General features: G+C 70.6%; 28 protein-coding genes. 11 read left to right on the forward strand and 17 right to left on the reverse strand.

Features of this window, described 5'->3' with window-relative positions:
• Window positions 1-70 precede the first annotated feature (70 nt).
• The 3 genes from MUY14_RS31360 to MUY14_RS31370 form a co-directional block, all read right to left on the reverse strand.
• Window positions 71-643 (reverse strand): hypothetical protein, encoded by a 573-nt coding sequence (locus MUY14_RS31360; RefSeq protein WP_396126602.1) that lies wholly within the window; start codon window positions 641-643, stop codon window positions 71-73.
• A gap of 207 nt (window positions 644-850) precedes the next feature.
• Window positions 851-1,591 (reverse strand): hypothetical protein, encoded by a 741-nt coding sequence (locus tag MUY14_RS31365; RefSeq protein WP_247014515.1) that lies wholly within the window; start codon window positions 1,589-1,591, stop codon window positions 851-853.
• Entirely contained in the window at window positions 1,591-2,085 is a 495-nt protein-coding gene (locus tag MUY14_RS31370; protein ID WP_247014516.1) for a SigE family RNA polymerase sigma factor, read from the reverse strand. Before MUY14_RS31370 ends, MUY14_RS31365 begins: the two co-directional genes overlap by 1 nt.
• A 368-nt stretch (window positions 2,086-2,453) precedes the next feature.
• Between MUY14_RS31370 and MUY14_RS31375 the strand changes: the two genes are divergently transcribed.
• Together MUY14_RS31375 and MUY14_RS31380 are read left to right on the forward strand one after the other, a co-directional pair.
• A complete protein-coding gene (locus MUY14_RS31375; protein WP_247014517.1) occupies window positions 2,454-2,621 on the forward strand; it encodes a hypothetical protein in 168 nt (55 codons plus the stop codon).
• Complete coding sequence (locus MUY14_RS31380) at window positions 2,618-3,274, forward strand: response regulator transcription factor (RefSeq protein WP_247014518.1); 657 nt, start codon at window positions 2,618-2,620, stop codon at window positions 3,272-3,274. The genes MUY14_RS31375 and MUY14_RS31380 overlap by 4 nt, the downstream gene beginning before the upstream one ends.
• A gap of 47 nt (window positions 3,275-3,321) precedes the next feature.
• Here the strand turns inward: MUY14_RS31380 and MUY14_RS31385 are convergent, their stop codons facing one another.
• Complete coding sequence (locus MUY14_RS31385) at window positions 3,322-4,821, reverse strand: MFS transporter (protein ID WP_247014519.1); 1,500 nt, start codon at window positions 4,819-4,821, stop codon at window positions 3,322-3,324.
• A gap of 119 nt (window positions 4,822-4,940) precedes the next feature.
• On the opposite strand from MUY14_RS31385, the gene MUY14_RS31390 reads away from it, so the two are divergent.
• Complete coding sequence (locus MUY14_RS31390) at window positions 4,941-5,606, forward strand: TetR/AcrR family transcriptional regulator (protein WP_247014520.1); 666 nt, start codon at window positions 4,941-4,943, stop codon at window positions 5,604-5,606.
• A 35-nt stretch (window positions 5,607-5,641) separates the two neighbouring features.
• Here the strand turns inward: MUY14_RS31390 and MUY14_RS31395 are convergent, their stop codons facing one another.
• Window positions 5,642-5,836 carry a PspC domain-containing protein gene (locus tag MUY14_RS31395; protein WP_247014521.1) on the reverse strand — a complete coding sequence of 65 codons (195 nt, stop codon included), beginning with the start codon at window positions 5,834-5,836 and terminating at the stop codon, window positions 5,642-5,644.
• 286 nt (window positions 5,837-6,122) lie between these two features.
• Between MUY14_RS31395 and MUY14_RS31400 the strand changes: the two genes are divergently transcribed.
• Window positions 6,123-6,989, forward strand: coding sequence for a hypothetical protein (locus MUY14_RS31400; protein WP_247025335.1), 867 nt, complete (start codon window positions 6,123-6,125; stop codon window positions 6,987-6,989).
• Between the two features lie 55 nt (window positions 6,990-7,044).
• On the opposite strand, the gene MUY14_RS31405 is transcribed toward MUY14_RS31400, so the two are convergent.
• From MUY14_RS31405 to MUY14_RS31430, 6 genes are all read right to left on the reverse strand, one after another.
• Window positions 7,045-8,226 (reverse strand): ABC transporter ATP-binding protein, encoded by a 1,182-nt coding sequence (locus tag MUY14_RS31405; protein ID WP_247014522.1) that lies wholly within the window; start codon window positions 8,224-8,226, stop codon window positions 7,045-7,047.
• A 4-nt stretch (window positions 8,227-8,230) separates the two neighbouring features.
• Entirely contained in the window at window positions 8,231-9,070 is an 840-nt protein-coding gene (locus MUY14_RS31410) for a carbohydrate ABC transporter permease (protein WP_155549210.1), read from the reverse strand.
• Entirely contained in the window at window positions 9,070-10,032 is a 963-nt protein-coding gene (locus tag MUY14_RS31415) for a carbohydrate ABC transporter permease (protein ID WP_281506199.1), read from the reverse strand. The genes MUY14_RS31410 and MUY14_RS31415 overlap by 1 nt, the downstream gene beginning before the upstream one ends.
• Window positions 10,029-11,351, reverse strand: a complete 1,323-nt coding sequence (locus MUY14_RS31420; RefSeq protein ID WP_247014523.1) for an ABC transporter substrate-binding protein — start codon at window positions 11,349-11,351, stop codon at window positions 10,029-10,031. Before MUY14_RS31420 ends, MUY14_RS31415 begins: the two co-directional genes overlap by 4 nt.
• Window positions 11,352-11,607: 256 nt before the next feature.
• Complete coding sequence (locus MUY14_RS31425; protein WP_247025337.1) at window positions 11,608-12,123, reverse strand: general stress protein; 516 nt, start codon at window positions 12,121-12,123, stop codon at window positions 11,608-11,610.
• A gap of 176 nt (window positions 12,124-12,299) precedes the next feature.
• Window positions 12,300-13,496 (reverse strand): acyl-CoA dehydrogenase family protein, encoded by a 1,197-nt coding sequence (locus MUY14_RS31430; protein WP_247014524.1) that lies wholly within the window; start codon window positions 13,494-13,496, stop codon window positions 12,300-12,302.
• Window positions 13,497-13,627: 131 nt separating this feature from the next.
• Between MUY14_RS31430 and MUY14_RS31435 the strand changes: the two genes are divergently transcribed.
• Complete coding sequence (locus tag MUY14_RS31435) at window positions 13,628-13,978, forward strand: DUF4190 domain-containing protein (RefSeq protein WP_247014525.1); 351 nt, start codon at window positions 13,628-13,630, stop codon at window positions 13,976-13,978.
• A gap of 34 nt (window positions 13,979-14,012) precedes the next feature.
• The gene (locus tag MUY14_RS31440) at window positions 14,013-14,624 is read left to right on the forward strand and encodes a DUF4190 domain-containing protein (RefSeq protein WP_247014526.1); all 612 of its coding nucleotides are present in this window, start codon (window positions 14,013-14,015) and stop codon (window positions 14,622-14,624) included.
• Here MUY14_RS31440 and MUY14_RS31445 read toward each other — a convergent pair.
• Window positions 14,621-15,475: an SPFH domain-containing protein gene (locus tag MUY14_RS31445; protein WP_247014527.1), complete on the reverse strand. Its 855-nt coding sequence runs from the start codon at window positions 15,473-15,475 to the stop codon at window positions 14,621-14,623. The genes MUY14_RS31440 and MUY14_RS31445 overlap by 4 nt on opposite strands.
• A gap of 92 nt (window positions 15,476-15,567) precedes the next feature.
• On the opposite strand from MUY14_RS31445, the gene MUY14_RS31450 reads away from it, so the two are divergent.
• From MUY14_RS31450 to MUY14_RS31465, 4 genes are read left to right on the forward strand one after another with little or no spacing between them, the layout of a single operon-like run.
• The gene (locus MUY14_RS31450; RefSeq protein ID WP_247014528.1) at window positions 15,568-16,479 is read left to right on the forward strand and encodes an aminoglycoside phosphotransferase family protein; all 912 of its coding nucleotides are present in this window, start codon (window positions 15,568-15,570) and stop codon (window positions 16,477-16,479) included.
• Window positions 16,480-16,489: 10 nt separating this feature from the next.
• The gene (locus MUY14_RS31455; RefSeq protein ID WP_247014529.1) at window positions 16,490-17,767 is read left to right on the forward strand and encodes a magnesium transporter MgtE N-terminal domain-containing protein; all 1,278 of its coding nucleotides are present in this window, start codon (window positions 16,490-16,492) and stop codon (window positions 17,765-17,767) included.
• Window positions 17,760-18,269 carry a DUF1003 domain-containing protein gene (locus tag MUY14_RS31460; RefSeq protein WP_247014530.1) on the forward strand — a complete coding sequence of 170 codons (510 nt, stop codon included), beginning with the start codon at window positions 17,760-17,762 and terminating at the stop codon, window positions 18,267-18,269. The genes MUY14_RS31455 and MUY14_RS31460 overlap by 8 nt, the downstream gene beginning before the upstream one ends.
• 10 nt (window positions 18,270-18,279) lie before the next feature.
• Window positions 18,280-19,425: an Mrp/NBP35 family ATP-binding protein gene (locus tag MUY14_RS31465; protein ID WP_247014531.1), complete on the forward strand. Its 1,146-nt coding sequence runs from the start codon at window positions 18,280-18,282 to the stop codon at window positions 19,423-19,425.
• Window positions 19,426-19,486: 61 nt separating this feature from the next.
• On the opposite strand, the gene tatB is transcribed toward MUY14_RS31465, so the two are convergent.
• The 4 genes from tatB to sigE form a co-directional block, all read right to left on the reverse strand.
• Window positions 19,487-19,897, reverse strand: a complete 411-nt coding sequence (tatB, locus tag MUY14_RS31470; RefSeq protein ID WP_247014532.1) for a Sec-independent protein translocase protein TatB — start codon at window positions 19,895-19,897, stop codon at window positions 19,487-19,489.
• 78 nt (window positions 19,898-19,975) lie between these two features.
• Entirely contained in the window at window positions 19,976-21,493 is a 1,518-nt protein-coding gene (locus tag MUY14_RS31475) for a S1C family serine protease (RefSeq protein WP_247014533.1), read from the reverse strand.
• Between the two features lie 537 nt (window positions 21,494-22,030).
• Entirely contained in the window at window positions 22,031-22,681 is a 651-nt protein-coding gene (locus MUY14_RS31480) for an anti-sigma factor (protein ID WP_247014534.1), read from the reverse strand.
• Entirely contained in the window at window positions 22,678-23,289 is a 612-nt protein-coding gene (gene sigE / locus MUY14_RS31485; RefSeq protein ID WP_247014535.1) for an RNA polymerase sigma factor SigE, read from the reverse strand. The genes MUY14_RS31480 and sigE overlap by 4 nt, the downstream gene beginning before the upstream one ends.
• 190 nt (window positions 23,290-23,479) lie before the next feature.
• On the opposite strand from sigE, the gene MUY14_RS31490 reads away from it, so the two are divergent.
• On the forward strand, window positions 23,480-24,124 hold the full coding sequence (locus MUY14_RS31490) for an O-methyltransferase (protein ID WP_086865531.1): 645 nt from the start codon (window positions 23,480-23,482) through the stop codon (window positions 24,122-24,124).
• Between the two features lies 1 nt (window position 24,125).
• On the opposite strand, the gene MUY14_RS31495 is transcribed toward MUY14_RS31490, so the two are convergent.
• Complete coding sequence (locus MUY14_RS31495; protein WP_247014536.1) at window positions 24,126-25,313, reverse strand: MFS transporter; 1,188 nt, start codon at window positions 25,311-25,313, stop codon at window positions 24,126-24,128.
• Between the last annotated feature and the right edge of the window lie 13 nt (window positions 25,314-25,326).

The raw sequence follows: 25,326 nt of genomic DNA on the forward strand, positions 1-25,326 counted from the left end.
TCGGGCGGTGTGTAAGGCCAGTTTACACGAAGACGAAGCCGCGCCACCACCACCTACGCGGGTGACGGGCTCACCACCCCGAAGGTTTCGTCAGGGTGGTGATTCGCGCCGGCAGCTGCGCGTTCGTCAAGTCGGCCGCGGCCAGTTGCCACCACCAGTGGCCGCCGACCCCCTCGCCGGCATCGGCGCTCGACGCCCCCGCGACGTAGTTGCGGGTCGGATTGACCACACCGACGGGCACCAGCGTGCGGGCCTGCGCGACCGGGAACGCGAGATCGCTGTCGTTGCTGATCACCACGACTGCGTCCACGCGCTTGTGCAGCAGGTCCAACAGAAGGTGCGAAGCCACATTGACGTCCGATCCCTTCTCCTCGCGACGGGCCACCGACACCATGAACCGGGCATCGGGAACCGGCCGCTCGCCGGAGTCCTGCACCACGATCGGCCACGCCGCGGTCGTCACCACCGGCTTCCCCTTCGGCCCCTTGACCGCCAGCGGCGCCGTGGCGACCCTGTTGACGTAGCGCCCCAGTTCGACCACGTCGACCGACTTCGCCGCCACCAGTGCCCGCAGGTACACGTTCTGGTCCCGCGAACCGGTCTGGTGGCTCGCGCCGCTGATTCGCGCGGTGCAGAAGACCACGCGCTCGACGTGAGCAGTGGACCAGCCAGAGTGCCGCGCGATCAGGTTCTCGGCCAGTCGACGTACGTCGAGCCAGCGCCAGCCTGCTACACCCGAGCCTCCCATGATGCCGCGGCCGCCGTAATACAGATTGTAACCGTCGACATAGATTCCAACACGTACAGTAAGACACTAACGGCAATCCCCACTGCGGCCGTGAGGAGTCCTCTAGAAGTCCAGCCCCGGCGTCAGCGCCAGCTGCCGCACCTGGGCCGCCGTCAACGTCGGCTCCGGGCGCTGCTCCGGCAACCTCACCCCCGACCGCTCCAGCACGCCGCTGTTGTTCGACCAGAACTGCACCTGCGCGTCCGGTCCCGCGCGGGCCACCCGGTGGGTCACCACGTCACCCGACCGCAACGTCGAGAGCCACATCAACCCCTGCGGTGTCGGTTCCGTGCGGCACGAGAGTTCCTCCGGCGCGCCGCACGGTGGGCCGCCCGAGCTCCCCGGCAGCATCAGCACGTACACCGACCCCGAGCCCTCCGCGTCCGTCACCCGGACGCCCATGTGGAACAACGCCTCCCGCGGGGCTTCGCCCGCCGCGTCGGCGATCAGGTGGAACGGGTCCTCGGGCGGGGTCTCGCCCGGGATCGTCAGCCGCGTGATCTGCGCGTCCGGGGACACCAGCGCGCGGATCGCGCGACCCACCACACAGCTCAGCCGGTCGACCAGCGCCTCCCGCGTGTCCGACGCGGTGGGGCACGGGACGTTCGCCACCGAGCCGCGGTGCGGCAGGACCACCACCGCCAACCCCAACGCCAGGACCACCACCGCCAGCGCCGCCGCGCCCGTCAGCAGGTGACGGCGGCGAGCCGCCCGGGCCGCCGCGAGGACCGCCTCGCCGGACAGGCCGATCGGGGGCTCGTCTTCGGTCACGTACGCCGTCAACACCGAGCGGACGTCTTCCATCACCACTCCTCGCTCGTCGGCGCCGGCAGGGCCGCGCGCAGGGCTTCGACCCCGCGGGCCGTCTGGGACTTGACCGTGCCTTCGGCCACGCGCAGCAGCGCCGCCACCTCGGCCACCGGGAGGTCCTCCAAGAACCGCAGCACGACCATCGCGCGCTGCCGCGGCGTCAGCCCGCCCAGTGCCCGCTCGACGTCGAGGCGCAGCGGCGTGTCCCGGCCCGGTGGGGCCGCCGGCTCCGGCACCGCCGACGTCACGTACTCCCGCCCCGATTTCCGCCGCCCGGCCAGGAAGAGGTTCAGCAGGATCCGGCGCGCGTACGCGTCGGCCGTGTCCGGCCGCACCCGGCGCCACCGGCGGTAGAGCTGGACGAACATCGCCTGCACGAGGTCTTCCGCGCCGTGCCAGTCGCCGCACAGGGCGAACGCCACCCGGCGGAACCGCTGGACCCGCGCGGCGAAGTACTCGCTGAAATCGGAATCTCCCGACGCCCCCACCCGGCCTCCTTAGCCCGTTCAGTCTTACTAGTGCGCGAGGGGCCGGAAAGGTTCAAGCGTCCCCCGTGCGAGCTACGCGCGGGTGTCCACCGCGTGGGGACGATTCCGGGCCGCCGGATCCCTAGCGTTCTTCCCAGTCGCGGCACGTCGGTGCGCGAATTCGGCGAAGGAGTCCTGATGAGGCTGCTCTGGCAGTTGCTCGCGGTCGCGGCGATCGCCTTCCTCGGCGGCCAGGCCGTCAACGTCGTGGCCGGGAACCCGTGGCTCACGCTCGTCCTCGGCGCGCTGACCGCCGGGCTCGCGGTGCTGGTCTACCGGTGGGTCGTGGGGCGGGCCGAGCACCGCCCGGTCACGGAGCTGGCCAGGCCGTGGCCGTCGGCACCGAAGGCCCGGGCAGCGCGTCCCCCGGCGGCAGCGGACGCGGCCTCGCGGGTCTCCGCGAACGCGTCGGCCTCCTGGGCGGCGACTTCAGCGCCGACCACCACGGCACCGGGTTCCTCGTGCACGCCCGGATCCCCACCGGGAACCGGGCGTGACCGCGCGGATCCGGGTCCTCGTCTGCGACGACCAGATGCTGATCCGCACCGGCCTCGTGACGATCATCGGCGCGCAGGCGGACTTCGAGGTGGCGGGCGAGTGCGGGGACGGGAAGGCCGCGGTCGAGCTCGCCGGGCGGGTGCACCCCGACGTCGTCGTGATGGACGTGCGCATGCCGGTGCTCGACGGCATCGAAGCCACCCGCCTGCTGGCCGGGCCCGGCGTCGCGCACCCGGTCAAAGTGCTCGTGCTGACGACGTTCAACCTCGACGAATACGTCTACGAAGCACTGCGCGCGGGTGCGAGCGGGTTCCTGCTCAAGGACGCACCGCCCGAGCACCTGCTGCACGGGATCCGGACCGTCGCCGCCGGTTCGGCGCTGCTCGACCCCGAAGTCACGCGGCGGCTCGTGGGCCGGCACGCCGCCCGGATCCGGCCCACCGGCACCGCGCCCGAGCACCCGCTGACCCCGCGCGAACTCGAGGTGCTCCGGTTGATCGCGGACGGCATGTCGAACGCCGAAATCGCCGCGAAGCTCTTCATCAGCCCGGAAACCGTGAAGACCTTCGTCTCGCGCATCCTGACCAAGCTCGACCTGCGAGACCGCGTCCAGGCGGTCGTCTACGCCTACCGCCACGGCTTGGTCACCTGACGCGCCGAAGCGGGCCCCCCGAAGGCCCGCTTCGGCGCGAAAGGGTCTTACATGTGGACGGCGCCGGGAGCGGCTTCGCCCTTCGGGACGCCCGGGCGCAGCAGCAGCCCGCTGAGCACCGCGCCGACCGCGAAGATCACGGCCGCCCAGGTGAACGCCGTCGTGTAGCTCTCGATCGACGCCTCGGCCGCGAGCTGCGGGGTCGGGACCTTGCCCGCGAGGTAGGCCGTCGCCGCGTTGCCGGCCAGCGTCGACAGCAGCGCCGTGCCGATCGAACCGCCGACCTGCTGCATCGTGTTGACCGCGGCCGACGCGACACCCGCGTCGTGCGCCTCGACGCCGAAGGTCGCGACGCTCATCGCCGGCGCCATCGCCAGGCCGATGCCGAAGCCCATCACCAGCAGCGGGCCCAGCACGCCGGAGGTGTACGTGCTGTCGAGGCCGATGCCGCTCAGCCAGAACAGGCCGACGGCGGCGATCGCCATGCCGGTCGGGACCAGCGGACGCGGGCCGAAGCGGGGCAGCAGCACGGCCGTCGCCGTCGTCGCGGACAGCATCAGCGTGGCGACCATCGGCAGGAAGCCGACACCGCTCTCGATCGGCGTGAACTGCAGGTTCTGCTGCACGTAGAACGTCAGGAACAGGAAGATCGCGAACATGCCGATGGCGAGCAGGAACATCGCCAGGTACGAGCCGCCGCGGTTGCGGTCGAGCAGCACGCGCAGCGGGAGCAGCGGGTGCGAGACGCGCTGCTGCAGCCACACGAACACGCCCAGCAGCACGACACCGGCGGCGAGGAAGCCCCACACCGACACGGCGGACCACGAGTCCGACTCGGCGTTCGCGAAGCCGTAGACGAGGGCGAACAGACCGGCCGACGCCGTGACCGTGCCGGGCAGGTCGAGCTTCGGGCGCGGGCCTTCGGTCTCCTGACTGCGCAGCAGGATCGAGCCGCCGACGAAGGCGACGACGGCGAAGATGATGTTGACGAACATGCACCAGCGCCAGTCGAGGTACTCGGTCAGCACGCCGCCGAGCAGCAGGCCGATCGCGGCACCGCCACCGCCGATGGCCCCGAAGACGCCGAACGCGCGGCCGCGCTCCTTCGGGTCGGTGAACGTCGTGGTCAGCAGCGAAAGCGCGGCGGGCGCGAGCAGCGCGCCGAACACACCCTGCGCGGCGCGCGCGATCAGCAGCATCTCGATGTTGGCGGCCGCGCCCCCGAGCGCGGACACCGCGGCGAAGCCGGCGAGGCCGACCAGGAACGCGTTCTTGCGGCCGAAGACGTCGGCGAGCCGGCCGCCGAGCAGCAGCAGGCTGCCGAACGCGAGCGCGTACGCGGTGACGACCCACTGGCGGGCGTCGTTGGAGAAGCCCAGGTCGACCTGGGCCGACGGCAGGGCGATGTTCACGACGGTCGCGTCGAGCACGACCATCAGCTGCGCGATGCCGATCATCACCAGGATCAGCCACCGCCGGCTGTGGTGGGGGTTCTCGGCGGCGCGCGCGTCCCCCGGCGGCGCGACGGCGAGAGTGGATTCGGACATGGGTGTCCCCTCACTGGGAGTGATCAGGAAGCTATGTGGAGTAGGTATCTCCCCTTACGCGACCCAAGGTACACACAAACCGGAGATGGTGCCTCTACTTTGTGAGCTAGACTGAGGGAATGACACGGGACGCAGGTCCCGCCGCACCGGCGCGGCCGCTGCGGCGCGACGCCGAACTCAACCGCCGCCGCATCCTGGCGTCGGCCCGCGTGGTGTTCGGCCAACGCGGGCTCGAAGCCACGCTGGACGACATCGCCCACCACGCCGGCCTCGGCGTCGGCACGGTCTACCGCCGGTTCCCCAGCAAGGAACACCTGGTCGAGGCGATGTTCGCCGAGCGCATGGAGGAAATCGGCGATCTCGCCGAGGAAGCGCTGAAGGCCGAAGACGCGTGGCAGGCGTTCGTCGACTTCACCTGGAAGTCGATCGAGCTCCACTCGGGCGACCGCGGGCTGCGCGAGATCATGCTGTCCAACAAGTTCGGCCACGAGCACGTCGCCGAGGAGAAGGCCCGCATGGTGCCGTTGATCACACGGCTCGTCGAACGGGCCCAGGAGGCGGGCGGCCTGCGCGCCGACTTCTCCCCGACGGACATCCCGCTGCTGCACATGATGATCGGCTCGGCGATCGAGTTCACGTCGGCGGTGGAGCCGGATCTGTGGCGCCGCTGCCTCGCGATGCTGCTCGACGGGCTGCGCGCCGAGCCGGGCAAGCCGTCGAAGCTGCCGCGGCCGCCGCTCGGGGTGGACGAGGTCGACGAAGCCATGTCCTGCTGGCGCCCCTGAGGGTCAGCAGTTCGGCGCCCGGGCCCCAGTCGCCGTCACTCGGACGGGATGACCGCCCACATGATCAGGTAGGCCACGAACTGCGGCCCGGGCAGCAGGCAGGACAGCACGGCCAGCAACCGGACCGTGCCGGGCTTCATGCCGAACCGCCGCGCCAGGGCCGCGCAGACGCCGCCGATCATGCGGCCGTTGCGGGGGCGGGACAGTCGCTGGGTGACCGGTGCGCTCATCGTCGTTTCCTTTTCCTCGAAGTTCCGATGACTCCACTTCACCACCGGAGTACCCGCTTCCGCATCGCTCGCGGGAAGGATCGCTCCCTTAGGGGACGGCAAAGCCGAAAAACATTCGTGAGTCCGGCGAAATCACTGCCGCCCGGCCCGGATCGGCCTGAACTGCGGGTTTGCCGGTGGACACTCCGAAAATACTGAGAGATGTCCCCGTCAGGGCTGGTTTTCCGGCCCGATGTGGTGATACTTGCTCCCCGTGTACCCGCTTGCGAAAAGCTTGGCCGTCGCGGTGTTCTGCGCCCTGCTCATGGCGGGGTGCGCGACGACTCAGGCCACCCCCGAACCCGACCACTCCGGCCCGTCGCCGCTCACGGCGTCCGCCGCGCTCGGCGACTTCGGCAGCGTCGACTACTGCAGCCTGCTGAACGTGGCCGAGGTCGCGCCGGGCGCGGTCGCCGTGCCGACGTTCGAAACCTGCCAGGCGACCCGCGGCGCGCAGACCATCCAGCTCGGGCCGCTGGCGTTCGACTCCGACCCGAACATCAAGCCCTACGCCTACGCCGGCCCGGTGCCCGACGGCGTGGCGATCCAGCAGTCGGCGTTCAACGACCGCAGCGCGTGCACCCGCGCGATCACCTTCGCCGACGGCAACCGGCTCGACCTGTCGGTCACCGACCCCGGCAGCGACCAGGCCGCGCGCTGCGGCGTCGCGGACGCCGCCGTCGGTTCGGCGCTGGCCGCCGTCACCGCGAACAAGGTCGGCAGGCTGACGTTCCCGGACCGCTCGTGGGGCCGGGTGGCGCCGTGCGTGCTGCTCGACAACCACGACCTCGACGCCGCCGCCGGCCCCGGCAGCAAGCCGACGACCGGGCTGTCCGGGCACAGCTGCATCCGCGGCAAGGTCAGCCTGAAGCTGACGATCGAGACGGCGGAATCCCCCGCGCCGCCGGAAACCCTGGGCGGCCGCCCGGCCCGGGTCCGGATCGCGGGCGCGTTCTGCCTGGTCGACACCACCCAGCCGGCCCCGGGCCCGCCGGGCCGCCGCGAGCTGGCGGAGATCAGCGTGGTGGAGACGGCCGGCACGGCGAACGACGCCACCTGCGCCATGGCCCGCACGGCGGCGACGTCGATCCTCCCGCGCCTGCCGACCGCCTGAACGCCGTGAAGGCCGCCCCGGAACCCCGGGGCGGCCTTCACGGTTTCGTAGCGGCTCAGTCCTCGTACGTCAGGTTCTTGCCGTTCGAGGGGTCGAACAGCTTGATCTTGTCCGCGTCGTACCAGACCTCGAGGTCCGCGTTCTCCGCCGCGGACGACTCGGCCGACAGGCGGGCCACGATCTGGGACTCCGAGCCCGGGACGTCGGACGAACCGCTGTCCGCGGCCAGTTCCGCCAGTTCCTCGGACGTCGCCACGTCGCCCTCCAGCGTGAAGTGGGCGAACTTCTCCGAGCCCATCGACTCGAGCACGTCGATGTGCGCGGTGAACGTGCCGCCGCCCGACTTCTGGCCGGCTTCGACCAGCGCCGCGTCCTCGAAGTGCTCCGGCCGGATGCCGACCAGGACCTCCCGCGGCGCGTTCGCCTTCTCCACCAGCTGCCGGATCCGGTCCGTCAGCGGGGTGGTGCCCAGCGCGCTGCGCAGCTCGTTGTTCTCCAGCGTCGCCGGGACGAAGTTCATCGACGGCGAGCCGATGAACCCGGCCACGAACAGGTTCGCCGGGTTGTCGTAGAGGAACTGCGGAGCGCCGATCTGCTGCACGTACCCACCGCGCAGCACCACGACCCGGTCGCCCAGGGTCATGGCTTCGGTCTGGTCGTGCGTCACGTACAGCGTGGTGGTGCCGAGCTGCTTCTGGATCTTCGACACCGACGTCCGCATCTGGCCGCGCAGCTTGGCGTCCAGGTTGGACAGTGGCTCGTCCATCAGGAACGCCTTGGGGCTGCGGACGATCGCCCGGCCCATCGCGACGCGCTGGCGCTGGCCACCGGAGAGGTTGGCCGGCTTGCGGTCCAGGTGCGCGGTCAGGTCGAGGATCGTCGCCGCCTCTTCGACCTTCGCCCGCACCGTCTTGTCGTCCACCTTGGCCAGCCGCAGCGGGAAGGCCATGTTCTCCCGGACGCTCATGTGCGGGTAGAGCGCGTAGGACTGGAACACCATCGCGATGTCCCGGTCCTTCGGGGCCTTCTCGTTGACGCGCTTGCCGTCGATGCGCAGCTCGCCCGAGGAGATGTCCTCCAGGCCCGCCACCATGTTCAGCGTCGTCGACTTCCCGCAGCCGGACGGGCCGACCAGGATGATGAACTCGCCGTCGGCGATGGTGATGTCCACTTCGGACACGGCGAGGGCGCCGTCGGGGTACTTCTTCGACACCTTGTCGAGCACGATCTCTGCCATAGCGCTACCCCTTCACCGCACCGGACGTCAGCCCCGCCACGATGCGACGCTGGAAGAACAACACGAACACAATGATCGGGATGGTGATCACGACCGCGGCCGCGCTCACCTGGCCCGTCGGGTCCTCGAACTGCGAGGACCCGGTGAAGAACGACAGCGCGGCCGGCACCGTGCGCGACGCCGTGGTCGACGTCAGCGAGATGGCGAACAGGAAGTCGTTCCAGCAGAAGATGAACACCAGGATCGCGGTGGTGAACACGCCCGGCGCGGCCAGCGGCGCGATCACCTTCCGGAAGGCCTGGGCCGGCGTCGCGCCGTCCATCTTGGCCGCTTTTTCCAGCTCCCACGGGATTTCCCGGAAGAACGCCGACAGCGTGTAGATCGACAGCGGCAGCGCGAACGTGATGTAGGGCAGGATCAGCCCCGGCCACGTGTCGAACAGCGCCAGGTTCCGCTCGATGTTGAACAGCGGCGTCACCAGCGACACCTGCGGGAACATCGCGATCAGCAGCGAAAGCCCGACCAGCAGCTGCTTGCCGGGGAACTCCAGCCGCGCGATCGCGTACGCGGCCATCGTACCCAGCACCACCGCGATCACCGTCGAGATGATCGCGATGCCGATGGAGTTGACCAGCGCCAGCAGGAACTCCGACGTCTGGAAGATGTCCGCGTAGTTCTGCCAGGTCCACGACTGCGGGATGAACGACCCGTCGGTCAGCGTGTCCTTGGTCTTGAACGACAGCGAAACCACCCAGAGCACCGGCACCAGCGCGAACACCAGCACGAGGATGTCGACCAGGCCCCACCTGAGCTTGCGGCCCGTCGTGACGGTTCCCATCACCATCAGCGCTTACCCCCGTCGTCCGAACCCGGTGCGGCCGTGCCGAACACCTTGATGAAGATGAAGGCGATGATCGCCACGGTGATGAAGATCAGCACCGCCATCGTCGACCCGATCCCGAGGTTGAGCCCCTTGACCAGGTTGTTGTAGGTCTGCATGGAGACCGACCCGGTGTCCTGCGCGCCCGAGGTGAGCACGTAGATGTTGTCGAAGATGCGGAACGCGTCGAGCGTGCGGAACAGCAGCGCCACCAGGATCGCCGGCTTCATCACCGGCAGCATCACCTTCGTGAAGCGCTGCCACGCGCTCGCGCCGTCCATCGACGCGGCCTTGAGCAGGTCGTCCGGCACCAGGGCCAGGCCCGCCATCAGCAGCAGCGCCATGAACGGCGTGGTCTTCCACACCTCGGCGCCGATGATGATGAACAGCGACGGCCACTGCTCGGTGAGCGGTGCCGCGTCGGCGGCCAGCCAGTTCGCCAGGTAGCCCGTCTTCGGCGTCCACGCGTAGTACCACGAGAACGCCGCGACGACCGTGACGATGCCGTACGGGATCAGCGCGACCGTGCGCACGAGCCCGCGGCCGACGAGCGTCCGGTGCATCACCAGCGCCAGCGCCATGCCGAGGACGAACTCGATCGCCACCGACACGACGGTGAGGAACATCGTGGTGCCGAACGCCGTCCACCAGTACGAATTGGACAGCACGGCCCCGTAGTTGTCGAAGCCGACGAACTCCTGCTGCGCGGGGAACCTGAGGTCGTACCGCTGCAGCGACAGCCAGATCGAGTAGAGGATCGGGTAGCCGGTGACCGCGATCATCACGAAGAACGCGGGCGCGCACAGCCAGAGCCCGAGCCGCCGCTCGGCCCGCTTCCCCTCGGACAGGGCGGGTTTGCCCTTCTTGTGGGACACGGGTTCCTGGGCGGCGGTGGCCCCCGCCGTGGTCGGGTCCTGGACGGTCACGGGATCACTCCCTTCGACTGGAGCGCGTCGTTGAGCTGTTCGCGGAGCTTGTCCGCGGTGACCTTCGGGTCGATTTCCGCGGGCGGGGAAAGGACCTTCGACATCACCGTGGACAGGTTCTGGTAGGCCGGGGTCAGCGGCCGCACCGCGGAGTCCTTGATGGCGGCGATGATCGAGTCGCGCATCGGGTACTTGAGCGCCATGTTCGGGTTGTCGGCGCTCGCCGGCTTCGACGGGTCGAGCGGCGTGTCGTTGCGGTACACCGATTCGATGGTCGGCGGGACGCCGTCGTTGATCGCCGAGAACTTCTGGTTCTCCGCGTTGCGCAGGCACAGCGCCGCTTCGAACGCCTCGGGCTTGTGCGCCGACAGCGAGCTGACGCCGAGGTCGTAGCCACCGATCGTGGTCTTGGCCGGCGTGCCGGCCTTCGCCTCGGGGTAGACGGCCCACTTCATGTGCGAGACGTCCTGCGGCTTGTCCTTGGCGTAGGAGGCGTAGACGAACGGCCAGTTGAGCTCGAACGCGGCGTCACCGCGCTGGAACGCCTGCCGGACGTCGTCCTCCTTCGAGTTGGTCAGCGACGGGTCGGTGATGCCCGACGACGTGACCTCCTTGAGCAGGGCCAGCGCCTGCACGGCGCCGTCGTCCATGACGACGGACTTGCCGTCGTCGGAGATGATGTGCCCGCCCATCGAGTTGACCAGCGTGTTGTAGAAGACGACGAGGCCTTCGTACTGCGCGCCGGTGAAGACGATGCTGTACGGCTTGCCCTGCGCCTTCAGCTCCTTCGACTTCGCGATCATCTCCTGCCACGTCTTCGGCGGCGTCGGCGTGATCCGGTCGTCGTACCAGAGCAGCTGGACGTTGGTGTTCTTCGTGGCCGCGTAGAGCTTCCCGTCGTAGGTCGCTGTTTCCAGCGGCCCCTGCAAAACGCCCTGCGTCGCCTCGGCCTTGTTCCGGCCCGTCCACTCCTCGACCCAGCCGGCTTCGGCGAACTCCGAAACCCAGGTCACGTCGAGGCCGAGGACGTCCATCGCGGTGTCGCCCGCGGCGAGCCGCCGGGCCATCTGCAGGCGCTGGTCGTCGGCGCCCCGCTGCAGTTTGTTGTAGACGATCTCGTAGCGCCCGCCCGCCGCCTGGTTGCAGTTGTCGACGACTTTCTGGAAGCTGTCTTCGGGCGCGTAGTAGACGTTGATCTTCAGCCCACCGCCCGATCCGCAACCGGCCAGCAGACCGGTCACCAATGCCCCTGCCCCCAGCAGGACCGCGGCACGGCCGGGCGAGCGTCCCCGTTCGCCCGCGCCGATCCTCTTCCCCATAAGGCCTCCTCACCCGCGTGCACGCCGGTTACCGCGGTACCCGGTGGGCACCGCGACGCGATGAGGCGAACCGCGCCAGCACCCCGACGTGCTAGTGCTCGGGCCGCCGCGCTGGTTGGGCGAGGCCGCCCGACTGGTGTCGGACAACTTATGCCGGGCGATCACACCCCGCAAGCAGTATCGGTAACGATTCAGCCCACCGCGCGTCGAATCGTGATTTTTCCCTGGTAGGGGCGGAGTTTTTAGGGGTTCGGGTTCAGGGGTTCGGCTTGAGCGCGAGCTTGGCGAGCAGTTCGCGCGCCTGTTCGGCGGACCGCGGCTGGCACAGGACGTCGTACCGGCCGGCGACGAGCTGGCTCGCCGAGGAGAAGTCCCGCCGCCCGCGCGACATGCTGTACCCGATGGCGGCGAACATCAGCCCGGACAGCACGCCGAGCACGAGCCCGGTGAGCACCTGCAACGCGAAGCCCTGGTTGACGAACAACCCGAGCAGCAGCCCGGCGAAGATGCCGAACCAGGCCCCGGACACCCCGCCGGCGGCGAGCACGCGCCCCCAGGTCAGCCGCCCGATGACGCGCTCGACGAGCATCAGGTCGACCCCGACGATGGTGACGTCGGAGACGGCGAACTCGCTCTCCGCGAGGAAGTCGACGGCCTGCTTGGCTTCGCCGTAGGTCGCGTACGACCCGATCGGCCAGCCGGTCGGCGGGGTCGGCAGCCGTGGCAGGTTGCCGGGCGACCGGCTCCCGCCGAAGGGACTACTCACCATCATCACCTGCGCACTCGTGGTCTCGGGCGTCCATCTTGTCAAGAACGCCCGGACCGTGCGAGCCGCTTACCCCGAAAGGCCGGACACTGCCCCATGTCGACAAGTCGCTTCGCACTTTCCCTATGAAAGTGGCGCCGGAGGGCGCCTCCCGCGCAGCTTTCGTAGGGAAAGTGGCGGCCTCAGGAGCGGGACTTGTACTCCCGCAGCAAGCCGCGGCTGATGATGGTCTTCTGGATCTCGCTCGTCCCCTCGCCGATCAGCAGGAACGGGGCCTCGCGCATCAGGCGCTCGATCTCGTACTCCTTCGAGTACCCGTAGCCGCCGTGGATGCGGAACGCGTCCTGCGTGACCTCCGCGCAGTACTCCGAAGCGATCAGCTTCGCCATCCCGGCCTCGACGTCGTTGCGCTCGCCCGAATCCTTGAGCCGCGCCGCGTTCACCATCATCAGGTGGGCCGCTTCGACCTTCGTCGCCATCTCGGCCAGCTTGAACGCGATCGCCTGGTGCTCGGCGATCGCCTTGCCGAACGTCTTGCGCTGCTGGGCGTACTCCACCGCGAGCTCGAACGCGCGGATCGCGATGCCGCACGCCCGCGCCGCGACGTTCACGCGGCCGACCTCGACACCGTCCATCATGTACGCGAACCCGCGCCCCGGCGCCTCGCCGAGCACCATGTCCGCGCCGATCCGGTAGCCGTCGAAGACCGCTTCGGTCGTGTCGACGCCCTTGTAGCCCATCTTGTCGATCTTGCCGGGGATGGTGAGCCCGGGCGCCACCTCGCCGAAGCCTTCCGGCTTCTCCACGAGGAACGTCGTCAGGTTCTGGTGCGCCTTCTCCGCGCCTTCGTCGGTCTTGACCAGCAGCGCGATCAGGTTCGACGAACCGCCGTTGGTCAGCCACATCTTCGAGCCGTCGATGACGTAGCTATCGTCGGTCTTCCTCGCCTTGGTCTTGATCGCGGCGACGTCCGAGCCGAGGTCCGGCTCCGACATCGAGAACGAGCCGCGCACCTCGCCGGTCGCCATCCGCGGGAGGAAGTGCTGCTTCTGCGCTTCCGTGCCGTGGCGGGAGATCATGTGCGCCACGATGAAGTGGGTGTTGATCACACCGGAGACGCTCATCCAGCCCCGCGCGATCTCCTCGACGACCAGCGCGTAGGTCAGCAGCGACTCGCCGAGCCCGCCGTACTCCTCCGGGATGGTGATCCCGAACAGGCCCATCTCCTTCATGCCCTCGACGATGTCCGCCGGGTAGGTGTCGGAGTGTTCGAGCTCCTGGGCGTGCGGGATGACTTCCTTGTCCACGAACTGGCGGATGGTCGCGAGGATCTCCGACTGCACGTCGGTCAGGCCGGCGGTCTGGGCGAGACGGGCCATCACGGCTCCCTTTCCGGAATACGACGCCGCTCCCGGCGCTGGGTTACCGGTGAGTATGACCCGAAACCCGCGACCCTGCTATGAGGGCGCTCACGATTCCCGCCGTAGAGTGCGGCGCGGAGGGGAGCACCATGACTTATCCGCAGGACCCGAACAACCCGTACGGTCAGCAGTACGGCTACCAGCAGCCCGGTTACCCGCAGTACCCCGGCTACCCGGGCGGCTACCAGCCCCCGGTGGAGGGCTCGGGCCTCGCCGTCGGGTCGCTGGTCTGCTCGATCCTCGGGCTCGTCCTGTGCTTCGTCGTCGGCATCGCGGGCATCATCATGGGCCACATCGCCTACGGCAAGGCCAAGCGCGGCGTGGCCGACGGCCAAGGCCTCGCGCTGGCGGGGATCATCATCGGCTACATCTCCATCGCGCTGAACATCGGCCTGCTCGCCCTGTTCATCGGTATCGGCGTGTTCAGCAGCTGGCGCTAACCTTGGCTTCGCGCACGCACCGAGGGGATCCGTCATGACCGACCCGTCCGGGGACAAGGACCGCCCGGCCACCGATCCGACCGTGGCCTACGACCCGCCGCCGGCCACCGAATCGACGTCGTACGAGCCGGAGCGGTACGACCCGCCGGCCGGCGACGCCACGATCGCGGACACCACGATCGCGGACACCACCGCGACCGCCGAGCCGGCCGCTGCCCCGGAGCAGCCCGGCCCGCTGCCGCCCGGCTCGTTCGAGACGCCGGCCGCGCACATCCCCGGCACGCCGTACGCCGCTCCCGGTCAGCCGGTGTACTCGCCGCCGCCCGGGTACCCGCCGCAGCCGTACCCGCAGTCGTACGTCACCCCGCCGCAGTACGGCTCGCCGTATGCGCCTTCGGCCCGCGGGCAGGACAACGCGCTGGCGATCGGCGCCCTGGTCTGCTCGATCCTCGGCTTCTGCTCCGGCATCACGGCGATCGCCGGGGTGGTCATGGCCCACATCGCGCTGAGCAAGACGAACCGCGGCGAAGCGGGCGGCCGCGGCTTGGCCACGGCCGCCCTGATCGTCGGCTACGTCGCCATCGCGCTCTGGGTCGGCTTCTTCACCACCCTGATCGTCCTGAGCGCGAACGGGCAGCTGACCTAGTCCGGCAGCACCGCGTCGCCGGGGCTGCGCGGCGCCGGTGTCGCGTGGCCGTTCACCTCCGGCTTCGTCTCGGCCGGCGGTTCCGGCGGCGGCGCCGCCTTCGGCGTCTGCGCGTCCAGGAACCGCAGCAGTTCCACCGGGAACGGCAGCACCAGCGTCGAGTTCTTCTCCGACGACACCTGCACGACGGTCTCCAGCAGCCGCAGCTGCAGCGCCGCCGGGGTGTCGGCCATCTGCGCGGCCGCCTGCGAGAGCTTGTACGACGCCTGCAGTTCACCGTCGGCGGAGATGACGCGCGCGCGCCGTTCCCGCTCCGCCTCGGCCTGCCGCGACATCGAGCGCTTCATCGCCTCCGGCAGCGCGACGTCCTTGATCTCGACGCGGTCGATGTGGATGCCCCAGTCCAGCGCGGGGCTGTCGATCATCAGCTCCAGGCCCTCGTTGAGGCGCTCGCGGTTGGAGAGCAGGTCGTCGAGCTCGCTCTTGCCGATGATCGAGCGCAGCGACGTCTGCGCGACCTGGCCGACCGCCGACCGGTAGTCCTGGACGTTGACCGCCGCGACGATCGGGTCGATGACCTTGAAGTAGACGACCGCGTCGACCCGGACGGTCACGTTGTCGCGGGTGATGCCGTCCTGGGCGGGGACCGGCATGGTGACGATCTGCATGTTGACCTTCTGGATCCGGTCCGCGAACGGCACGAGCACCGCCAGCCCCGGTTCGCGGACCTTCGCCCGCACCCGGCCGAACCGGAAGACGAGGCCGCGTTCGTACTGCTTCACGACGCGCACACTGGCCGCGAGCCAGGCTCCACCCGCGACGACGACAGCGCTGAGGATCTCCACCACCATGGCTGCTCCCGGGGTTGCGTTTTCCCCTGAAAACCCAGCGTACGCCGGTCGCGGCCCCGACGAAACGCGCTGGACGCGGCCACCAGACTGGGGTGGTGACCGATCTTCGCGTTCCCCCGCTGTTCGCCGCCCGGAGCCCGAAGGTGCTCGGCCCCGGGGCGGTCCCCTGGCTGGCGGAGCTGCCCCGGCTCGCCGCCCGCTACGCGCGTGAGTGGGACTTGACGTTCGAGGGCGAGGCGATGCACGGCTACGTCGGCGTCGTGCAGCCCGCGCGTCTGGCCGACGGCACGCCGGTGGTGCTGAAGCTCGGCTGGCGCGACGAAGAATCGGCCGACGAGCCGCTCGCACTGTCCACATGGGCCGGTCGGGGTGCGGTGCGGCTGCTGGACTCCGCACCGGAGGACGGCGTCCTGCTCCTCGAACGGCTCGACGCCGGCCGCACCCTGGACGACCTCCCGCTGCGCGAAGCGATCCCGCTCATCGGCGGCCTCGCGCGCCGGCTCGCCGTGCCCGCACCGCCGTCGCTGCGGCGGCACCTGCGCACCGAAGCCGGGAGCCTCGCCGAGGAGCTCCCCCGCCGGTGGGCCGAGCTCGGCGAGCCGTTCGAGCGGCGGCTGGTCGACGACGCCGTCGCGATCTGCCGCGAGCTCGGGCCGGGCGCGGGTGACCGGCTGGTGAACGAGGACCTGCACTTCGAGAACGTCCTCGCCGGTACGCGCGAGCCGTGGCTGGTCATCGACCCGAAGCCGCTCGCCGGCGACCTCGAGTGGGGTGTCATCCCGTTGTTCTGGAACCGCTTCACCGAGTCCACACTGGACGAACGGTTCGCGCTGATCGTCGCTTCACTCGAACTGGACGCCGCGAAAGCGCGGGCTTGGACGCTCGTGCGGGCCGTGCAGAACTGGATCTGGATGATCGAGGAGCTCGCCGAGACCGGCGAGGAGAGCGACGACCCGGCCTTCGTCACAGTGCCGGAAATCGCTGTCTGGGCAGCCAGCCGATAGTGTCAGCGCCATGGCCGCGGTCAACAGGGTTTTCGCTGCTCAGCTGTCCGGCTTGTCCGTGTTCGGCCCGGACGGCGAGTCGATCGGCCGGGTCCGCGACCTGGTGGCCGGGCTGCGGCTCGACGCGCAGCCGCCGCGGATCCTCGGGCTGGTCGTCGAGCTGAGCACGCGGCGGCGCGTCTTCGTGCCGATGCTGCGGGTCACCGGGATCGAACCGACCGCCGTGACGCTCGCCACCGGCTCGGTCAACATGCGCCAGTTCGTCCAGCGGCCCAACGAGGTCCTGGTGCTCGGCCAGCTGCTCGACGCGCACGCCGCGCTGACCGCGTCCGGCACGCGGATCACCGTCGTCGACGCCGGGATGGAGCCGACCCGCACCCGCGACTGGGTGCTGGCCAAGCTGGCCATCCGGGAGCGGCGGAGCGGGCTGGGCCGCCGCCGCGCGGCGATGCAGGTGCTGCCGTGGTCGGAGGTCTCCGGGCTGGGCCTGGCCGACCTCGGCGCGCAGCCCCAGGGCGCCGGCCAGCTGCTCATGCTGTTCGACACCATGCGCCCGGCCGACATCGCCGCGACCGTGCGCGACCTGCCGCTCAAGCGGCGCCACGAGGTCGCCGACGCGATGGACGACGAGCGCCTCGCCGACGTCATCGAAGAGCTGCCGGACGACGACCAGAAGGAACTGCTGGCGTACCTGGCCGAGGAGCGCGCCGCCGACGTCCTGGAGGCGATGAACCCCGACGACGCGGCCGACCTGCTGGCCGAGCTCGCCCCGGCCGACCAGAGCCGGCTGCTGGAACTGATGGAGCCGGAGGAGTCCGCGCCGGTCAAGCGGCTGCTGGAGTACTCGTCCGACACCGCGGGCGGCCTGATGACGCCGGAACCGGTGGTGCTCACGCCGGACACGACGATCGCGGAGGCGCTGGCCCACATCCGCAACCCCGAGCTGCCGCCGGCGCTGGCCAGCATGGTGTTCGTCTGCCGGCCGCCGACCGCGACGCCGACCGGGCGCTACGTCGGCGTCGTCCACTTCCAGCGGCTCCTGCGCGAGCCGCCGGCGGAGCTCGTGGCCAGCGCGGTCGACACCGGCCTGCCGCCGCTGAAACCGGGTGCCTCGCTGGCCGAGGTCACGCGGTACTTCGCGGCCTACAACCTGACCTGCGGGCCGGTCATCGACACCGAGGACCACCTGATCGGCGCGGTGACCGTCGACGACGTCCTCGACCACCTGCTGCCCGAGGACTGGCGCGAGACCGGGCTGCACGACACCATGGAGGAACACCGTGCCTGAGCTGACTCCGGGACGGCGGCTCGACCAGCCCCGCGGCCAGAACCGGTTCAGGCTGAACATCGACCCGGACACCTTCGGCCGGCTGTCCGAACGGCTGGCGCGGTTCCTCGGCACCGGCAAGTACCTGTTCTGGCAGACGCTCATCGTGATCATCTGGATCGTGCTGAACCTGGCCGCGGTGTCGTTCCGCTGGGACCCGTACCCGTTCATCCTGCTCAACCTGGCTTTTTCGACACAGGCTGCGTACGCGGCACCGTTGATCCTGCTCGCGCAGAACCGCCAGGACGACCGCGACCGCGTCTCCCTGGAGGAGGACCGGAACCGGGCCCTGCAGACGAAAGCCGACACGGAATACCTGGCCAGGGAGCTGGCGGCGCTGCGGCTGGCGGTCGGCGAGGTGGCGACGCGGGACTACCTGCGCAGCGAGCTGGACCGGCTCCGGGAGGACCTCGCCGTCCAGCCCAGGAAGGCCAAGCCGAGCCGCACTCCTACCGGCTCGTAACATGGACGGGGTGACCAGTACTCAGCAGCTCCCCAGCGTCGACGACGTCCGCAGCGCGCTGAAGAGCGTGCAAGACCCGGAGATCCGGAAACCCATCACGGACCTGGGGATGGTCAAGGACGTGGTCGTCGGCGACGACGGCGTCGTGACGGTCGGGATCTACCTGACGGTCGCGGGCTGCCCGCTGAAGGCGACGCTGACCAACGACACGAAGGAAGCCGTCGCGAAGCTCCCCGGCGTCGTCGACGTGCGCGTCGAGCTGGACGTCATGAGCGACGAGCAGCGCTCCGAGCTGCGGAAGTCGCTGCGCGGCGACGCGGCCGAGCCGGTGATCCCGTTCGCGCAGCCGGGCTCGATGACCCGCGTGTACTGCGTGGCGTCGGGCAAGGGCGGCGTCGGCAAGTCGTCGGTCACGGTGAACCTGGCCGCGTCGATGGCCGCGCGCGGCCTTTCGGTCGGGGTCGTGGACGCCGACATCTACGGCCACTCGATCCCCCGCATGCTCGGCGCGCGCGAGAAGCCGACCAAGGTCGACACGATGATCATGCCGCCGCAGTCCCACGGCGTGAAGGTGATCTCGATCGGCATGTTCACCCCGGGCAACACGCCGGTGGTGTGGCGCGGCCCGATGCTGCACCGCGCGCTGCAGCAGTTCCTGGCCGACGTGTTCTGGGGCGACCTCGACATCCTGCTGCTGGACCTGCCGCCGGGCACCGGCGACATCGCGATCTCGGTGGCTCAGCTGATCCCGAACGCGGAGATCCTGGTGGTCACGACCCCGCAGCAGGCGGCGGCCGAGGTGGCCGAGCGCGCGGGCGCGATCGCGCTGCAGACGCGTCAGCGCGTGGCGGGCGTCATCGAGAACATGTCGTGGCTGGAGCAGCCCGACGGCTCCCGCCTGGAGATCTTCGGCTCCGGCGGCGGCCGGACGGTGGCCGATTCGCTGACGAAGTCGATCGGCTCCGACGTCCCGCTGCTCGGCCAGGTCCCGATGGACCCGCGAGTGGTCGCCCAGGGCGACGCGGGCACGCCGATCGTGCTGTCCGAGCCGGAAGCGCCGGCGTCGGTGGTGCTGAACGACGTGGCGAAGAAGCTCTCGGTCCGCGCCCGCGGCCTGGCCGGGATGATGCTGAACGTGACCCCCGCGGGCCGCTGATTTTCCTGCCGGACGCCACCTGACGCACCGAAGGCCACCCCGCGGGGTGGCCTTCGGTGCGTCAGGTGGCGTCCGGGTCGATCGGGGGGCGTTCCCCCGGCTTCAGCGGCTCCGGCTGGGACTGGGTCTGCCCGACCGTTGTGCCGTTCGAGCCGTTGGTCCCGTTGCTGCCGTTCGTGATGCCCTTCAGGCCCAGCGGGTCCGCGTCGCCGTCGAACAGGTGCTGCGTCACCACGCGTTTGGGGTCGAAGTTGCGCAGCCCGCGGAGGTCTTCGAGGGGCTTGCGGAGCTGGTCGAACTCCGGGCCCATCTCCTCGCGCAGCTGTTCACGGGCACCGGTCGCGAAGTCGCGGACCTTCTTCACGCTCTTCGCCAGCCAGGACGCCGCCTCGGGGAGGCGTTCCGGGCCGAGGATGAAGAGACCGGCGATGATGAGGACGAGGATTTCGCCCCACCCGACGCTGTCGAACACCAGTCAACCTCCGCAGCTGAACCTACCCGCCCAGGGTACCCGCAGCCGGCCGTGCGCCGGCAGGCCGAACGCGGGAACTCAGTCGGAAGCCAGGGTTACGTCCACGACGAAGCTCGCGCCGTCGCGCGCCAGTGACACCGGGACCACTTCGCCGACGTCGTGCGCGCGGACCGCGACCGTCAGTTCCGCGGAGTCGCGGACCAGCCGGCTGCCGATCTTCGTGATCACGTCGCCCTCCTTGATGCCCGCGTTCGCGGCCGGCCCGCCGGGGGCGACGTTCTTGACCTGGGCGCCCATGGTGGACGACCCGGCGACCGTCGATGACGCGTTGATGCCGATGTCCGCGTGCTGGACCTTGCCGTCCTTGATCAGCGCCTTCGCGATCTTGATCGCGTAGTCGCTCGGGATGGCGAAGCCGATGCCGATGCTGCCGCCGTCCGCGCTGGACGAGCGGATCGACGAGTTGATGCCGACCAGCGCACCGGTGGCGTCGACGAGCGCGCCGCCCGAGTTGCCGTGGTTGATCGCGGCGTCGGTCTGGATGGCTTCGTAGGTGACCGGCGGGGCGCCGCTGTCGCCGCCCGCGGTGATCGGGCGGTTCAGCGCGCTGACGATGCCCGCGGTGACGGAGTTCTGCAGCGCCAGCGGCGAGCCGATCGCCATCACGGTGTCGCCGACCTGAAGGTCCGCGGACTTGCCGATCTGCAGCACGGTCGGGTTGGTGACGTTCACCTTCACGACGGCGAGGTCGGTCTTCTGGTCGGCGCCGACGAGCTTGGCCTCGGTGCGGGTGCCGTCGACGAAGATCGCGGTGACCTTGACACCCGGGTCCGCGGCGGCGGAGGCGATGACGTGCTCGTTGGTGAGGATGTAGCCCTGCGGGTCGATCATCACGCCGGAGCCCTGCTCGCCGGACTCGGCGCCGGGCTTGAAGACCTCGAGCGAGACGACGGCGGGCGCGACGCGCTTGGCGATCTCGGCGACCGAACCGGCCGGACGTTCCTTGGCGGCCTCGGCTTCGGAGATCGTGGCGGAGCCGGTGAGCTCGGTGCCGGTGTCGGCGACCCACCAGCCGACGAGGCCGCCGACCGCGCCGACGAGCAGCGCGACGACCCCGAGCAGGGCCAGCGCCTTGGGTTTGACCCGCCGTCCGAAGAGCACCTCGGGCAGGCTGAGCAGCGCTCCCGGCGGGCGCTGGGCGGGCTTTTCCTCGTCCTCGGCCGGCATCGCGGGCCCGGCGAGCACCGCACCGGCGCCCGGATCGCGCCACGGGTCGCTGGTGCTGTTCCACAGCGGCGGATCGGCTTCCTTCGGGTCACCGGTGGCTTCGCGCGGCCGTTCGAGCAGGACGCCTTCGGCCCCAGGCGGCCGCCGGAAGGCTTCGGCGAGCGACTCGGGCGCGGGCGGCGCGAGGTTGACGCCGTTGGCCTTCTGCGGGGAGTAGAGCTTGTCGAACGCCCCATCGACACCCTGCGGCCTGCCGAACACGGCGGCCTGGGCGGGATCGACGGCGGGCCGCGCGAGCGGCCGCGGACCCAGCCGGTCGGCATCACGCGCGCCGGACTGCTCGGGATTCACGTTCGGCTCGGTCATCATTCCCCGGTGCAGAAGAAGATCAGGTGGCTGGGCGTGACGATACCCAAGCCCAGTGCTCCGAGTCTGCCGGTCGGCCGGTGAAGTGGCTGTTTCTTGGCACGGGCGGCTGAGGGGCTGGGTGAGAACGCGGGGTGTGACGTGTTCGGCGACGGGCCGGCGGCAGGCTCTACGGCTCGCGGCGGTCTCAGCACCCCAGCACGTGGGCTGCGGCCGAGCGCCTCGGCAAGCACCGGCGCATCCGCCACCGATATCGGCCCGGCGACGGCCTTGATGGCCGCTGGTAGGCGCACAGCCGCGGCTCGGCACCCCAGCCCGTGAGCTGCGGCCGAGCACCCCGGCAAGCACCGGAGCGTTCGCCGCCGGCAGGCCCGAGGCGGGCGGCAGCAGGCGATGTCCTCGACAAGCCGCTACTCGGCGCCCGGCTGCCGGGCCGAGCGACACGCTCAGTGCCGTTGCGGGCTCAGCGCCGCCCGACCCATCCCGCACACGGCAAAGGCCGCCACGAGGGCTTCCTCGCAGCGGCCTCGATCAAGCCGTTCAGCGGATGCCGACGGGCACCGCGGCAGGCGAAGTGCTCACCGGAATCGACTTCGGTGCGGGCTGTGGCGGCACCGCCAGCTGGGCCGGGAGCAGGTTCGCCGGCTGCGGCGCACCGCCGCCCTGCTCAGGGCCGCCGTCGCCGTCCGCGGACGTCCCGACCAAGGCCAGCGCGCTCAGCACCAGCCCGGACACGACGACCCCCGCGCCCTGCGCGGCGCGGCGCTTGAAGCGGCCGCCGCCGAGGACGTTCGGCGACTGGCCCAGCGGAGCCGACGATCCCAGCGGCGCGACACCGCCCAGCACACCCGCGTCACGCAGGCCGGCGACCCGGTCGGGACGCTGGACCGCGACGAGCTGTCCGTCGGCCGTGATGGCCAGGTTGTCCGGGGTGCCCGGCAGCTCCGTGTGCTGCGGGATCGACTGGAGGCTCGCCAGGAACCCCGCCGACATCGAGGGGGCACCGGCGTGCCGGATCGTGTCGACCGTCTGCCGCTGGGCGCGGACCTCGGCCGCGCACGCCGGGCAGCGGGTGATGTGCGACGCCGCTCGATCGCGCGCGCCGTGCGAAAGTTCGCCGTCGACGAACGCCACCACGGCGTCCGGCAGCAGGTGCGACTCGGGGAGTCCCCAGCCTCGCGGTGCGGTCATACCGACACCTTCGCAGACTCCGGTGCGTGAGCGCGCCGACGCTCGAGCGAAGCGCGCAACGCCTGGCGGCCGCGGTGGATCCGGCTGCGGACGGTGCCGAGCTTGACACCCAGCGTCGCGCCGATCTCTTCGTACGACAGCCCTTCGACGTCGCACAGCACGACCGCGGCGCGGAACTCCGGGGGCAGCTCGTCGAGCGCCGCCTGCAGGTCCGGGTCCAGGTGGGTGTCGGAGTAGACCTGCTCGGGGCTCGGGTCGTCGCCCACGATGCGGTCGGTGTCCTCGGGCAGGCCTTCCATCCGCACGCGCGAGCGGCGGCGGGCCATGTCCAGGAAGAGGTTGGTGGTGATGCGGTGCAGCCAGCCCTCGAACGTCCCCGGCTTGTACGACGCCAGCGAGCGGAAGACCCGGATGAAGGTCTCCTGCGTGAGGTCCTCGGCGTCGTGGGTGTTGCCGGTCAGGCGGTAGGCGAGCCGGTAGACCCGGTCGCCGTGTTCGCGCACGACCTCGTCCCAGGACGGCGGCGTCCAAGCTGCCTCGTCCAGGGTCACCGGCTGAGCCCCGGCGTCGGCAACGGCGTTCTGCATAGCGGGAGCAGGCACCTCCATCTGCGTTTCTCCTGTCTGCTCCACCCAACGCGGGCTGTGGCCACGGTGTTCCCGTGTGTCTGGTTTTCAGTCTGTCGAGGTTCCTTATGGTTCTAGTGAGACTGGACTGAGAGCAGGCTGAGAAGTTCTTCCCGGGTGCTTACCAGGGAGCCTGCGAGGATTTATCGACAACCAACGCTAACCTCCGTGCGTGAACACGCCCACCCCTGCGGCCGCACCGGCCGATTCCGGGTTCGTCGACGGGTACCTGCCCGACGACGAGGTGCTGTCTTCGGCGCGGGCACGGGCCGAAGACCTGGGCTGCGTCCCGCTCAGCGCGGGCGCGGGCGCGACGCTGCGCTTCCTGGCCGCGACCCTGCGCGCGAAGGCGGTGGTCGAGGTCGGCACGGGCGCCGGCGTCAGCGGGCTGAGCCTGCTGCGCGGCATGGCCCCGGACGGCATCCTGACCTCGATCGACGTCGAGCCGGAGTACCAGCGGGCGGCGCGCGCGACGTTCCGCGAGGCCGGCTACGCACCGGGCCGCACCCGGCTGATCATCGGCCGCGCCCTGGACGTTCTGCAGCGGCTCACGCCGGGCGGGTACGACCTGGTGTTCGTCGATTCCGCGCACATCGAGTACCCGGGGTGCTACGAGCTGGGCGTGTCGTTGCTGCGGCGGGGCGGGATCATCGCGTTCCACAACGTGCTGGCCGGCGGCCGGGTGATCGACCCTTCGCACCGGGACCCGGAGACGCTGGCGCTGCGCGAGGTGGCACGGGCGTTCCGCGAGGACGACCGGCTGGTGCCGGCGCTCCTGCCGGTGGGCGGCGGGTTGCTGGTCGCGGCGGCGATCTGAGTCAGCTCGCCACGAGCTCCCGGCGCTCCAGCCGCACCCGCGTCCCGGCACCGACCGCCGCCACCGCCAGCAGGAGCCACACCACCACCAGCGCGATCAGCCACGACCAGCCCTCGTGGCCGTAGACCCACGCGCCCGCCGCACCCCCGACACTGCTGCCCAGGTAGTACGTCGCCGTGTACGTGCCGCCGACCTGGCCGCGGGCGTTCTCCGGGGCGTCGGCCGCCGCCCAGCCGTTCGCGACCGCGTGCGCGGCGAAGAACGCGCAGGTCAGCACCAGGAACCCGGCGATGACCATCGGGAGTGAGTCGGGCAGGGTCAGCGTCGCGCCGGCCGCCGTCAGCAGCAGGGCGCCGATCAGCGCGCGGCGGCGGCCGACCCGGGCGACCAGGCGGCCGGCCGCGGCGGACGACACCGAGCCGCTCGCGTAGGCGAGGAACACCAGCGACGCGATCGCCGGCGAGAGGCCGAGCGGGTCGCCGGTCAGGCGGAAGCCGGCGGCGTTGTACAGCGCGACGAACGAGCCCATCGCGAGCAGCGCGACCGCGTACTGCGCGAGCAGCACCGGCTTGCTCACCGCCGTGACCAGCCCTTGCGCGACCGCGCGGAGCTGGGCGTTCCCGCGCGGGCGCGTCCCCGGCGGCAGCGTCACGACGGTGATCGCCGAGCACACCGCGCCCACCCCCGCGACGACGTACAGCGCGCCGCGCCAGCCGAGCGGGCCCGCGGTGAACCCGCTGGCCAGCCTGCCGAGCATGCCGCCGATGGTGTTGCCGGCGATCATCGCGCCGACCGCGGCCGCGACGCCCGCGCGGCCGAGCCGTTCGGCCAGGTACGCGGCCGCGACGCCGGGGAAGCCGGCGATCGCGATCCCCTGCAGCGCCCGCAGGACGAGCAGCGCCGGGTACGTCGGCATCAGCGGCAGCAGCAGCCCGAACACGACCGACGCGATGACCGACGTGAGGATCACCGGCCGCCGTCCGACCACTTCGGACAGCGCGGCGATCGGCAGGACGGCGATGGCGAGCGCGCCGGTCGCGACGCTGACGGCGAGGGCCGCGCCGCCGGGGTCGAGGTGGTACTGCGCGGCGAGCTGCGGCAGCACCGGCTGCGGCGCGTAGAGCAGGGCGAAGGAGGAGATCCCGGCGGCGGCGACGGCGGTCTTGACTCGGCGCGTGGAAGTCACCATCTGAAAGTAAGCA

This window comes from Amycolatopsis sp. FBCC-B4732 (assembly GCF_023008405.1).
Classification (GTDB): Bacteria; Actinomycetota; Actinomycetes; order Mycobacteriales; family Pseudonocardiaceae; genus Amycolatopsis; species Amycolatopsis pretoriensis_A.

Bases quoted from the DNA above. Each gene is read 5' to 3' on its own strand.
- MUY14_RS31430 (WP_247014524.1), bottom strand. From the start codon at position 13,496: ATGGCCCGTCTCGCCCAGACCGCCGGCCTGACCGACGTGCAGTCGGAG.
- MUY14_RS31405 (WP_247014522.1), bottom strand. From the start codon at position 8,226: ATGGCAGAGATCGTGCTCGACAAGGTGTCGAAGAAGTACCCCGACGGC.
- MUY14_RS31420 (WP_247014523.1), bottom strand. From the start codon at position 11,351: ATGGGGAAGAGGATCGGCGCGGGCGAACGGGGACGCTCGCCCGGCCGT.
- MUY14_RS31425 (WP_247025337.1), bottom strand. From the start codon at position 12,123: ATGATGGTGAGTAGTCCCTTCGGCGGGAGCCGGTCGCCCGGCAACCTG.
- MUY14_RS31395 (WP_247014521.1), bottom strand. From the start codon at position 5,836: ATGAGCGCACCGGTCACCCAGCGACTGTCCCGCCCCCGCAACGGCCGC.
- MUY14_RS31435 (WP_247014525.1), top strand. From the start codon at position 13,628: ATGACTTATCCGCAGGACCCGAACAACCCGTACGGTCAGCAGTACGGC.
- MUY14_RS31495 (WP_247014536.1), bottom strand. From the start codon at position 25,313: ATGGTGACTTCCACGCGCCGAGTCAAGACCGCCGTCGCCGCCGCCGGG.
- MUY14_RS31440 (WP_247014526.1), top strand. From the start codon at position 14,013: ATGACCGACCCGTCCGGGGACAAGGACCGCCCGGCCACCGATCCGACC.
- MUY14_RS31365 (WP_247014515.1), bottom strand. From the start codon at position 1,591: ATGGAAGACGTCCGCTCGGTGTTGACGGCGTACGTGACCGAAGACGAG.
- MUY14_RS31475 (WP_247014533.1), bottom strand. From the start codon at position 21,493: ATGATGACCGAGCCGAACGTGAATCCCGAGCAGTCCGGCGCGCGTGAT.
- MUY14_RS31445 (WP_247014527.1), bottom strand. From the start codon at position 15,475: ATGGTGGTGGAGATCCTCAGCGCTGTCGTCGTCGCGGGTGGAGCCTGG.
- MUY14_RS31385 (WP_247014519.1), bottom strand. From the start codon at position 4,821: ATGTCCGAATCCACTCTCGCCGTCGCGCCGCCGGGGGACGCGCGCGCC.
- MUY14_RS31455 (WP_247014529.1), top strand. From the start codon at position 16,490: ATGGCCGCGGTCAACAGGGTTTTCGCTGCTCAGCTGTCCGGCTTGTCC.
- MUY14_RS31480 (WP_247014534.1), bottom strand. From the start codon at position 22,681: ATGACCGCACCGCGAGGCTGGGGACTCCCCGAGTCGCACCTGCTGCCG.
- MUY14_RS31390 (WP_247014520.1), top strand. From the start codon at position 4,941: ATGACACGGGACGCAGGTCCCGCCGCACCGGCGCGGCCGCTGCGGCGC.
- sigE (WP_247014535.1), bottom strand. From the start codon at position 23,289: ATGGAGGTGCCTGCTCCCGCTATGCAGAACGCCGTTGCCGACGCCGGG.
- MUY14_RS31410 (WP_155549210.1), bottom strand. From the start codon at position 9,070: ATGGTGATGGGAACCGTCACGACGGGCCGCAAGCTCAGGTGGGGCCTG.